Origin of the sequence: Staphylococcus schweitzeri (genome assembly GCF_002902405.1) — a bacterium.
In the GTDB taxonomy this organism is placed as follows: domain Bacteria; phylum Bacillota; class Bacilli; order Staphylococcales; family Staphylococcaceae; genus Staphylococcus; species Staphylococcus schweitzeri.
Genome location: NZ_PPQS01000002.1, coordinates 38,798 through 50,684, shown reverse-complemented (window position 1 = coordinate 50,684; position 11,887 = coordinate 38,798). Strand labels below are relative to the sequence as shown.

The 11,887-nt window shown below is 33.6% G+C and carries 12 protein-coding genes and 1 other RNA gene; 9 read left to right on the top strand and 4 right to left on the bottom strand.

Annotated features, from left to right (window positions below; all coding sequences use genetic code 11):
* Positions 1 to 60: 60 nt before the first annotated feature.
* The 9 genes from tpiA (at position 61) to ssrA (ending at position 9,084) form a co-directional block, all read left to right on the top strand.
* Positions 61 to 822 carry a triose-phosphate isomerase gene (gene tpiA / locus CD116_RS00675; protein WP_047430080.1) on the top strand — a complete coding sequence of 254 codons (762 nt, stop codon included), beginning with the start codon at positions 61 to 63 and terminating at the stop codon, positions 820 to 822.
* 2 nt (positions 823 to 824) lie between these two features.
* Positions 825 to 2,342: a 2,3-bisphosphoglycerate-independent phosphoglycerate mutase gene (gene gpmI / locus CD116_RS00670; protein ID WP_047551319.1), complete on the top strand. Its 1,518-nt coding sequence runs from the start codon at positions 825 to 827 to the stop codon at positions 2,340 to 2,342.
* 129 nt (positions 2,343 to 2,471) lie between these two features.
* Entirely contained in the window at positions 2,472 to 3,776 is a 1,305-nt protein-coding gene (eno, locus tag CD116_RS00665) for a surface-displayed alpha-enolase (protein WP_047447852.1), read from the top strand.
* A 349-nt stretch (positions 3,777 to 4,125) separates the two neighbouring features.
* Entirely contained in the window at positions 4,126 to 4,584 is a 459-nt protein-coding gene (locus CD116_RS00660; RefSeq protein ID WP_047551323.1) for a hypothetical protein, read from the top strand.
* Between the two features lie 66 nt (positions 4,585 to 4,650).
* Positions 4,651 to 4,884, top strand: a complete 234-nt coding sequence (gene secG, locus CD116_RS00655) for a preprotein translocase subunit SecG (protein ID WP_000556760.1) — start codon at positions 4,651 to 4,653, stop codon at positions 4,882 to 4,884.
* Between the two features lie 115 nt (positions 4,885 to 4,999).
* Positions 5,000 to 5,740 (top strand): alpha/beta hydrolase, encoded by a 741-nt coding sequence (locus tag CD116_RS00650; protein WP_047551325.1) that lies wholly within the window; start codon positions 5,000 to 5,002, stop codon positions 5,738 to 5,740.
* Positions 5,741 to 5,773: 33 nt separating this feature from the next.
* A complete protein-coding gene (rnr, locus tag CD116_RS00645; protein WP_047551328.1) occupies positions 5,774 to 8,146 on the top strand; it encodes a ribonuclease R in 2,373 nt (790 codons plus the stop codon).
* A gap of 21 nt (positions 8,147 to 8,167) precedes the next feature.
* A complete protein-coding gene (gene smpB / locus CD116_RS00640; RefSeq protein WP_047551331.1) occupies positions 8,168 to 8,632 on the top strand; it encodes an SsrA-binding protein SmpB in 465 nt (154 codons plus the stop codon).
* Between the two features lie 90 nt (positions 8,633 to 8,722).
* Positions 8,723 to 9,084, top strand: a transfer-messenger RNA (tmRNA) gene (gene ssrA, locus CD116_RS00635).
* A 59-nt stretch (positions 9,085 to 9,143) separates the two neighbouring features.
* Here ssrA and CD116_RS00630 read toward each other — a convergent pair.
* The 4 genes from CD116_RS00630 to CD116_RS00615 form a co-directional block, all read right to left on the bottom strand.
* Entirely contained in the window at positions 9,144 to 10,193 is a 1,050-nt protein-coding gene (locus tag CD116_RS00630) for a tyrosine-type recombinase/integrase (protein ID WP_047551338.1), read from the bottom strand.
* A gap of 78 nt (positions 10,194 to 10,271) precedes the next feature.
* Positions 10,272 to 10,616 carry a DUF3969 family protein gene (locus CD116_RS00625; protein ID WP_047551341.1) on the bottom strand — a complete coding sequence of 115 codons (345 nt, stop codon included), beginning with the start codon at positions 10,614 to 10,616 and terminating at the stop codon, positions 10,272 to 10,274.
* Positions 10,616 to 11,098 carry a hypothetical protein gene (locus tag CD116_RS00620; protein WP_047551344.1) on the bottom strand — a complete coding sequence of 161 codons (483 nt, stop codon included), beginning with the start codon at positions 11,096 to 11,098 and terminating at the stop codon, positions 10,616 to 10,618. Before CD116_RS00620 ends, CD116_RS00625 begins: the two co-directional genes overlap by 1 nt.
* 168 nt (positions 11,099 to 11,266) lie before the next feature.
* A complete protein-coding gene (locus CD116_RS00615; RefSeq protein WP_047551346.1) occupies positions 11,267 to 11,881 on the bottom strand; it encodes a hypothetical protein in 615 nt (204 codons plus the stop codon).
* Positions 11,882 to 11,887: the final 6 nt, after the last annotated feature.

Here is an 11,887-nt window from a genome sequence, read left to right as displayed (position 1 = left end):
ATATCCAAATCAAACTACTAATTTAGAAAACTAAAATTTATTATACGAGGAGTGTCTTTAATGAGAACACCAATAATAGCTGGTAACTGGAAAATGAACAAAACAGTAAAAGAAGCTAAAGACTTCGTTAATGCATTGCCAACATTACCAGATTCAAAAGAAGTAGAATCAGTAATTTGTGCACCAGCAATTCAATTAGATGCATTAACTACTGCAGTTAAAGAAGGAAAAGCACAAGGTTTAGAAATAGGTGCTCAAAATACGTATTTCGAAGATAATGGTGCATTTACGGGCGAAACATCACCTGTTGCATTAGCTGATTTAGGCGTGAAATACGTTGTTATCGGACATTCTGAACGTCGTGAATTATTCCATGAAACAGATGAAGAAATTAATAAAAAAGCACATGCGATTTTCAAACATGGTATGACTCCAATTATTTGTGTTGGTGAAACAGATGAAGAACGTGAAAGTGGCAAAGCTAACGATGTTGTAGGTGAACAAGTTAAGAAAGCTGTTGCAGGTTTATCTGAAGATCAACTTAAAGCAACTGTAATTGCTTATGAGCCAATCTGGGCAATCGGAACTGGAAAATCATCAACATCTGAAGATGCGAATGAAATGTGTGCATTTGTACGTCAAACAATTGCTGACCTATCAAGCAAAGAAGTATCAGAAGCTACACGAATTCAATATGGTGGTAGTGTAAAACCTAACAACATAAAAGAATATATGGCACAAACTGATATCGATGGTGCATTAGTAGGTGGCGCGTCACTTAAAGTTGAAGATTTCGTACAATTGTTAGAAGGTGCAAAATAATCATGGCTAAGAATCCAACTGCGTTAATTATTTTAGATGGTTTTGCGAACCGCGAAAGCGAACATGGTAATGCGGTTAAATTAGCGAATAAACCTAATTTTGATCGTTATTACAATAAATACCCAACAACTCAAATCGAAGCGAGTGGCTTAGATGTTGGTCTGCCTGAAGGACAAATGGGTAACTCTGAAGTAGGTCATATGAATATCGGTGCAGGACGTATCGTTTATCAAAGTTTAACTCGAATCAATAAATCAATTGAAGACGGCGATTTCTTTGAAAATGATGTTTTAAATAATGCGATTGCACACGTGAATTCACATGATTCAGCTTTACACATCTTTGGTTTATTGTCTGACGGAGGCGTACACAGCCATTACAAACATTTATTCGCTTTGTTAGAACTTGCTAAAAAACAAGGTGTTGAAAAAGTTTACGTACACGCATTTTTAGATGGTCGTGACGTAGATCAAAAATCTGCCTTAAAATATATCGAAGAGACTGAAGCTAAATTCAAAGAATTAGGAATTGGTCAATTTGCATCTGTGTCTGGTCGTTATTACGCGATGGACCGTGACAAACGTTGGGAACGTGAAGAAAAAGCTTACAATGCAATTCGTAACTTTGACGCGCCAACATTTGCAACTGCAAAAGAAGGTGTAGAAGCAAGTTATACTGAAGGCTTAACAGACGAATTCGTAGTACCATTCATCGTTGAAAATCAAAATAACGGTGTTAATGATGGAGATGCAGTAATCTTCTATAATTTCCGACCAGATAGAGCAGCTCAATTATCGGAAATTTTTGCAAACAGAGCATTTGAAGGTTTTAAAGTTGAACAAGTTAAAGACTTATTCTATGCAACGTTCACTAAGTATAACGACAATATTGATGCAGCAATTGTTTTCGAAAAAGTCGATTTAAATAATACAATTGGTGAAATTGCGCAAAATAATAATTTGACACAATTACGTATTGCTGAAACTGAAAAATATCCTCACGTAACATACTTTATGAGTGGTGGACGTAATGAGGAATTTGAAGGTGAACGTCGTCGTTTAATCGATTCACCTAAAGTTGCAACATATGACTTGAAACCAGAAATGAGTGCTTACGAAGTTAAAGATGCATTAATAGAAGAGTTAAACAAAGGTGACTTGGACTTAATTATTTTAAACTTTGCTAACCCAGATATGGTCGGTCATAGTGGTATGCTTGAACCTACAATCAAAGCGATTGAAGCGGTTGATGAATGTTTAGGTGAAGTAGTTGATAAGATTTTAGAAATGGACGGCTATGCAATCATAACTGCTGACCATGGTAACTCAGATCAAGTATTAACTGATGATGACCAACCAATGACTACGCATACGACAAATCCAGTACCAGTAATAGTAACAAAAGAAGGCGTTACATTACGTGAAACTGGACGTCTAGGTGACTTAGCACCAACATTATTAGATTTATTAAATGTTGAACAACCAGAAGATATGACTGGTGAATCATTAATTAAACACTAATGTTGTAAAAGATGTTAAGTAAACGCTTAATGACACTTATTTTTTGAAATTAATAGTAATATCATTTTGTTAAATGAAAGAATAAAGCTATAATAATTATAGAATATCTATTTAAAGGAGATTATAAACATGCCAATTATTACAGATGTTTACGCTCGCGAAGTCTTAGACTCTCGTGGTAACCCAACTGTTGAAGTAGAAGTATTAACTGAAAGTGGCGCATTTGGTCGTGCATTAGTACCATCAGGTGCTTCAACTGGTGAACATGAAGCCGTTGAATTACGTGATGGAGACAAAGCACGTTACTTAGGTAAAGGTGTTACTAAAGCCGTTGAAAACGTTAATGAAATCATCGCACCAGAAATTATTGAAGGTGAATTTTCAGTATTAGATCAAGTATCTATCGACAAAATGATGATTGCATTAGATGGTACACCAAACAAAGGTAAATTAGGTGCTAATGCTATTTTAGGTGTTTCAATTGCAGTAGCTCGTGCAGCAGCTGACTTATTAGGTCAACCACTTTACAAATATTTAGGTGGATTTAACGGTAAACAATTACCAGTGCCAATGATGAATATTGTAAATGGTGGTTCTCACTCAGATGCTCCAATCGCTTTCCAAGAATTCATGATTTTACCTGTAGGGGCTACAACGTTTAAAGAATCATTACGTTGGGGTACTGAAATTTTCCACAACTTAAAATCAATTTTAAGCAAACGTGGATTAGAAACTGCAGTAGGTGACGAAGGTGGTTTCGCTCCTAAGTTTGAAGGTACTGAAGATGCTGTTGAAACAATTATCCAAGCTATCGAAGCAGCTGGTTACAAACCAGGTGAAGAAGTATTCTTAGGATTTGACTGTGCTTCATCAGAATTCTATGAAAATGGTGTATATGATTACAGCAAGTTCGAAGGCGAGCACGGTGCAAAACGTACAGCTGCAGAACAAGTTGACTATTTAGAACAATTAGTGGACAAATATCCTATCATTTCAATTGAAGACGGTATGGATGAAAACGACTGGGATGGTTGGAAACAACTTACAGAACGTATCGGTGACCGTGTACAATTAGTTGGTGACGATTTATTCGTAACAAACACTGAAATTTTAGCTAAAGGTATTGAAAACGGAATTGGTAACTCAATCTTAATCAAAGTTAACCAAATCGGTACATTAACTGAAACATTCGATGCAATCGAAATGGCTCAAAAAGCTGGTTACACAGCAGTAGTTTCTCACCGTTCAGGTGAAACAGAAGATACTACAATTGCTGATATCGCTGTTGCTACAAACGCTGGTCAAATTAAAACTGGTTCATTATCACGTACTGACCGTATTGCTAAATACAATCAATTATTACGTATCGAAGATGAATTATTTGAAACTGCTAAATATGATGGTATCAAATCATTCTACAACTTAGATAAATAATTTTCTTTATAATCAAATGCTGACATAATTTTAGTTGAGGATTATTATGACGGTATAAAATAAATAAAGATTTTGAGTTCACGTTTAAATAAGTTCACGCTTAAATTTATAGCCTGCCACAGAGTTGAGACTGTGGTAGGTTTTTTATTTTTATAGTATCAAATCATTAATCATTAGGGGCTTGATAAATCGTGAGATAGCCCATAACATATATTTAACTTGTATTATGAAACTGGTATAATTAGGTTTAGATGAAATAGGTGTAAAGAGAACTTTAATCATTTATTTAAATTTTAAATAAGGGACTGTCTTTTTAAAGACGGTATTAATATAGATGAGGAGTAAATGGATGGCTGATATAACAAATAAAGAAATTAAAACAGGGCGCTTCATAGCAGTAGCTTCAATCATATTTTCAATACTACTAATCATTCATTATTTTGTTTCACTTGATAATGCGACAGCTAAAGCATTACTCAGTCTTACGAATCAAAACACATCTGACAAAGCTGTTGACTATATTTTAAATAGTTTTAGATTCACAGGAATTATGTACATTTTAGCTTACTTAGCAGGCTTCATCACAATTTGGAATCGTCACACATACGTATGGTGGTTTATGTTTGCGGTATATGTTTCAAATAGTTTATTTACTATTATAAATTTATCAATCACAGTACAGGCTATAAAAGCAGCACATGGTGCATATTTAACATTACCAATCTTAATCGTTATTATTGGATCAACGGCACTTGCAATTTATATGCTTGTTGTTTCAATTAAGCGTAAAAGTACATTTAATCGCTAGAAAATTGATTTTAACAATAAAAATATGATATACTACTTGTCGTATATAAGGAACGGAGGACAATTTATGCATACATTTTTAATCGTATTATTAATCATTGATTGTATTGCATTAATAACTGTTGTACTACTCCAAGAAGGTAAAAGCAGTGGACTTTCAGGTGCCATCAGTGGTGGTGCTGAGCAGTTATTCGGTAAACAAAAACAACGTGGCGTCGATTTATTCTTAAATAGATTAACAATTATTTTATCAATATTATTTTTTGTACTTATGATTTGCATAAGTTATCTTGGTATGTAAGGTCCGGCGATGTAAATGTCGGGCTTTTTTATTTATAATTAAGAATGTAATAGTTTAATAATAAGCTATGTAAAATATATAGCCTAGTTAAGTATGCAAAGGGAGCGTTAGATTTATGCAGATAAAATTACCAAAACCTTTCTTTTTTGAAGAAGGCAAACGTGCCGTGTTATTATTACATGGATTTACAGGCAATTCGTCTGATGTACGTCAATTAGGTCGATTTTTACAAAAAAAGGGGTATACTTCGTATGCACCTCAATATGAAGGTCACGCAGCACCACCGGAGGAAATACTGAAATCTAGTCCTTTCGTTTGGTTTAAAGATGCGTTAGATGGTTATGATTATCTTGTTGAACAAGGTTATGATGAAATTGTTGTAGCTGGATTATCATTGGGTGGTGATTTTGCCTTAAAATTAAGCTTAAACCGAGATGTAAAGGGTATTGTAACGATGTGTGCACCAATGGGTGGCAAAACTGAAGGTACCATTTACGAAGGCTTTTTAGAGTATGCACGTAATTTTAAAAAGTATGAAGGTAAAGATCAAGAGACTATTGATAATGAAATGAATCATTTTAAACCAACAGAAACTTTAAAAGAACTAAGTGAAGCATTAGATACAATTAAAGGGCAAGTTGAAGAGGTGTTTGATCCAATTTTAGTGATTCAAGCTGAAAACGACAAAATGATTGATCCACAATCCGCAAATTATATATATGAACATGTAGATTCTGATGAAAAAGATATCAAGTGGTATAGTCAGTCAGGACATGTTATTACAATTGATAAAGAAAAGGAACAAGTTTTTGAAGATATTTATCAATTTTTAGAGTCACTAGAGTGGTCAGAATAAAAAGAGATTTTAATATTAGAAAGGAGGGGCATAATGAATTTAAAGCAATCAATAGAAAACATTATTAATCAACCTGAATATGAACCGATGTCTGTGTCAGATTTTCAAGATGCATTAGGTTTAAGTAGTGCCGACTCATTTAGAGATTTAATTAAGGTGCTTGTAGAATTAGAACAATCAGGATTAATTGAACGTACAAAAACAGATAGATACCAAAAAAAGCATAATTCGAAAGGTCATTCGAAATTAATTAAAGGAACATTAAGCCAAAATAAAAAAGGTTTTGCATTCCTAAGACCTGAAAATGAAGAAATGGAAGATATATTTATTCCCCCAACGAAAATTAATAGAGCCTTAGATGGAGATACTGTAGTTGTAGAAATACATCAATCTAAAGGTGAACATAAAGGTAAGATTGAAGGGGAAGTTAAATCAATTGAAAAACATTCTGTAACACAAGTTGTTGGCACGTATAGTGAAGCAAGACATTTCGGTTTTGTAATTCCAGATGATAAACGTATTATGCAAGATATTTTTATTCCTAAAGGCCAAAGTTTAGGTGCAGTTGATGGTCATAAAGTGCTTGTTCAAATCACTAAGTATGCTGATGGTTCAGATAATCCTGAAGGGCATATTTCAGCAATTTTAGGACATAAAAATGATCCAGGTGTAGATATTTTATCTATAATTTATCAACACGGTATTGAAATTGAATTTCCAGATGATGTATTACATGAAGCTGAAGCAGTACCTAATCATATTGAAAATAATGAAATTAAAGGTCGTCATGATTTACGTGATGAATTGACTATCACTATTGATGGTGCGGATGCTAAAGACTTAGATGATGCAATCAGTGTTAAAAAGTTGTCAAATGGTCATACGGAGTTAACGGTTAGTATTGCTGATGTCAGCTATTATGTAACTGAAGATTCAGCTTTAGATAAAGAAGCTTATGATAGAGCTACAAGTGTTTATCTTGTTGACCGAGTGATTCCGATGATTCCACATCGATTAAGCAATGGTATTTGTTCGTTAAATCCTAATGTTGATCGTTTAACGTTAAGTTGTCGCATGGAAATTGATGATAGTGGTCGCGTTGTAAAACATGAAATCTTTGATAGTGTGATTCATTCTAATTATCGAATGACGTATGATGCGGTAAATCAGATTATTACTGAAAAGGATTCTACGATTCGAGAGCAGTATAATGAAATTACGCCTATGCTAGATTTAGCACAAGATTTATCAAATCGTTTAATTCAAATGAGAAAACGCCGTGGTGAAATTGATTTTGATATTAGCGAAGCGAAAGTACTAGTTAACGAAGATGGTATACCTACAGATGTTCAATTGAGACAACGTGGTGAAGGCGAACGTCTTATTGAGTCATTTATGTTAATTGCAAATGAAACAGTTGCTGAACATTTTAGTAAGTTAGACGTACCATTTATTTATCGTGTACATGAGCAGCCTAAAACAGATCGCTTAAGACAATTCTTTGATTTTATTACAAACTTTGGCATTATGATTAAAGGTACTGGCGAAGATATACACCCTACAACACTTCAAAAGGTTCAAGAAGAAGTAGAGGGGCGCCCAGAACAAATGGTCATTTCAACAATGATGTTACGTTCAATGCAACAAGCGCATTATGATGATGTAAACTTAGGTCATTTCGGCTTATCAGCTGAATATTATACACATTTCACATCACCTATTAGACGTTATCCTGACTTAACTGTTCATCGATTAATCCGTAAGTATTTAATTGAAAAATCAATGGATAATAAAGAAGTGAAGCGTTGGGAAGACAAATTGCCTGAGTTAGCTGAGCATACTTCTAAACGTGAACGTCGTGCTATTGAAGCAGAACGTGATACTGATGAATTGAAAAAAGCTGAATATATGATTCAACATATTGGCGATGAGTTTGAAGGTATTGTCAGCTCTGTTGCGAACTTTGGTATGTTCATTGAATTACCAAATACGATTGAAGGTATGGTTCATATTGCAAATATGACCGATGATTATTATCGTTTTGAAGAGCGTCAAATGGCATTAATTGGTGAACGTCAAGCTAAAGTATTTAGAATTGGTGACACAGTGAAAGTTAAAGTGACGCACGTAGATGTAGATGAACGCTTAATTGATTTTCAAATTGTTGGTATGCCTTTACCGAAAAATGATCGATCACAGCGCCCAGCGCGAGGTAAGACCATTCAAGCTAAAACGCGTGGTAAATCGTTAGATAAATCGAAATCTGATGATAAAGGTCATAAGAAAAAAGGTAAGCAACGTAAAGGTAAAAATCAACGTAATAATGACAAATCTGGAAACAGTAAGCATAAGCCATTTTATAAAGATAAAAGTGTGAAAAAGAAAGCACGTCGTAAGAAAAAATAAGCAACAATGAGGTGAGTATGAATGGCTAAGAAGAAATCACCAGGTACATTAGCGGAAAATCGTAAAGCAAGACATGATTATAATATAGAGGATACGATTGAAGCGGGGATTGTATTACAAGGTACAGAAATAAAATCAATTCGCCGAGGTAGTGCCAACCTTAAAGATAGTTACGCGCAAGTTAAAAACGGTGAAATGTATTTGAATAATATGCATATAGCACCATACGAAGAAGGGAATCGTTTTAATCACGATCCTCTTCGCTCTCGAAAATTATTATTACACAAACGTGAAATCATTAAGATGGGTGAACAAACTCGAGAAATTGGTTATTCGATTGTGCCGTTAAAGCTTTATTTGAAGCATGGGCATTGTAAAGTATTACTAGGTGTCGCACGAGGTAAGAAAAAATATGATAAACGTCAAGCTTTAAAAGAAAAAGCAGTCAAACGAGATGTTGCGCGCGATATGAAAGCCCGTTATTAAGCGATTTGGTTGCTTAATCGGGCTATATTTGATATAGTTATATATGCTTTTGTAAATTACAAAAGTATGATTTGTTTGATTTATTATTTCGGGGACGTTCATGGATTCGACAGGGGTCCCCCGAGCTCATTAAGCGTGTCGGAGGGTTGTCTTCGTCATCAACACACACAGTTTATAATAACTGGCAAATCAAACAATAATTTCGCAGTAGCTGCCTAATCGCACTCTGCATCGCCTAACAGCATTTCCTATGTGCTGTTAACGCGATTCAACCTTAATAGGATATGCTAAACACTGCCGTTTGAAGTCTGTTTAGAAGAAACTTAATCAAGCTAGCATCATGTTGGTTGTTTATCACTTTTCATGATGCGAAAACTTTCGATAAACTACACACGTAGAAAGATGTGTATCAGGACCTCTGGACGCGGGTTCAAATCCCGCCGTCTCCATAGAAATATGCTTGGAAACCTTGATATAATGGGGTTTTATTCTAGCAAGTGTCAAATGTGTGTCAAGAAAATAATTTTCTGACACGTTGACCTTGCTCTTTTTTATGTTCATCAAGTAAGTGAGAGTAGGTGTCTAAAGTTATAGAAATATTATAATGCCCTAACCTTTTACTTATATATTCAATAGGGATACCTTTAGAAAGTAGGAAAGATGTATGTGTGTGCCTTAATGAATAAGGTGTTATTTTAGTATCATTTAGTCCTATTTGGCTCTTAGCATGGTTAAATGACTTTTTAACGGCATTATGACTCAATTTAAATAACTTATTATCTGTACGTTTGGGTAATTTTGATAATTTAGCTTTAATATGTTGTATATCCTTTTTGGGTACTTCCACAAGTCTGTCTGCGTTAACTGTTTTTGTACCACGAAGATGTATTGTACCCTCTTTTTCGTTTAGATCGATAGGCAACATATTAATTACATCACTGTATCTTGCACCAGTGATAGCTAGGATGAATAAAAAGATATAACTTGGTTCGTCTCTAGATTTAAAGTATTCTATCAATTGCAAGTATTGTTCTATGGTGATGAATTTAGAGTATTCGTCTTTTGATTTTTTTGTACCACGAATATCTATTTGATAGCTAGGGTCTTTCTTTAAATAGCCCTCATATACTGCATCTCTGAAACATTGTGATAAACAACTGTTTAATTTACGAACCGTTTCATTTGTACGACCTCGACCGAATTCGTTCAAAAACTTTTGATACTCGGAACGTTTGATGTTCTTTATTAAAAAATCACTCCCGAAATATTCGTTAAATAATTTTAATGAACGTTGATACCAATAGAATTGTTGTGAAGCGACATGTTTTTTGTTTTTTGAATCTAACCAATCATTGTAATACTCTTCAAATTTTTTATTTTCATCTAAATTATTTCCATCATCCAAATCTCTAAGCAGTTGTTGCGCAGCGTTGGTTGCCTCAGCTTTAGTTTTGAATCCTGACTTTCTTTTCTTTCCTGATTTGAACGATGGATGTTTAACATCATATTGCCATGTAACTGTTGTTCTGTTTTTTCTTTTTCTAATTGTAAATGATGCCATTTTACTTCTCCTCCTCAAAATCGGCAAAAAATAATAAGGGTAGGAGGGCTACCCTTATTTGAATGTGTTAATAACTCCTTAATTACTTCTTTCTAAATTCCAATCTTTCAGTACCTTTTCATTAAATTCTATACCCTCATATTTTTTTAATAGTTTTTCTGTCGAATCTAAAAATTCCGAAACAGCTTCTTTAACAGATAAATCAAATGCCTCTAAATCTTCCAGTTCAGTACCTTTATGAATTAAATCAATTATTTCTGAATTTACGTTTAAAGAAGAAAGTTGATCCATAATATAGGGTGTGAAAATTATATGTTCTGCATTTTCTATTGAAATAAGATCATGTTTAAGTTGATAAAATAATCCATGAATAGTTATTAAAGTGAATTTTTCAATTTGTTCTTTGTTCTCGAATACTAACATTATTTATTACTCCACCCTGTCTTAGTTTTTACATCGAAGACTAAACCCGATTTGCTTTGGAAATAATGAACTGAAACTTTTTTCTTTCCAATGTATCCATCTTTATAAACTTTTTTCCATGTCCCTTTTTCGACCTTTCTAAGTTTGGCTAGTAAGGATTTATTTGTCACGTTATGATGCTTGGTCTTTCCACTAACTGCTTTAAAGTTTCGAGGGAATTTTGGTGCGTATTTAATACTTTTATAAAATGTCATACCATTTTTAACTACGTATCTAACAAGAGGTCCTATAACTCTAGGTTGTATTACATCCTCTTCCTCTATAGTGTAATCAGGCATATTGTCTAATGTAGAATCATCGATTGTGTTATCTTCGTATCCAATAGAATCGATACTTTCCTCTTGTAAAGCTATTGCAGAATTTGTTGAATATGAAATTGTTAAAGTTAATAATAATATAAATACAATAATCTTATTTTTCATTTTAAACCTCGTATGTTTTATTAGATAATGACTTTTAAACTTGATAAATCAATAATTATTATGGGTATGACATCTGTTTAAATAATTTGTATTTAATCCACATGATTTCACCTCCTTTTAACGTATATCGTAGTAGTGGCTTTTTATCAAAGTTGCATATTGATACTATTACTCTTTATAATCATCTGGATTATATTCATATCCATATTTCTCAGCATCTCGTTTACGAATTTGTTCTTTTTCAGCTTCTGAAGCGTTTGCCCACTCAACTTGATCATTCACCCAATTTTCATGAGCCTTTTGCTCTTGCTCAGTACGATATACACCATTATTATCGTAATCTCTCTTTTCAGGGGCTGACGAATATATTGATTTTTCTGCTCCACTTTCAACTCTTAAGGAACTTTCGAAAGCTGCAATAGCTGGACCCTCCATAACATTACCTTGCGGAATCACACCGTTTGCTACTGCGCTATTATATGCATTGATTTTGTCTAATTCATTATAATTTCCATAAATAATTGACTTTAAAGTATTTCTGTCCGTAATGTTATTAAAGTTTATTTTCTGTATATTCTTTTCATTAACATTAACTTGATTATTATCAACGTTGTTATTTGCAGGTGTTTTTGTAACATCTTTTTCCTTATTGTTACTATTAAGTTTTTTGTTCTCTTTCTTTGTTTCGTTATTTTCTTTCTTTTCTTTTTTCTCATTATCATCGCTACCACATGCACTTAAAACTACTGCACTTGCTAATAATAAACTCAACAATCTTTTCATTCTCAT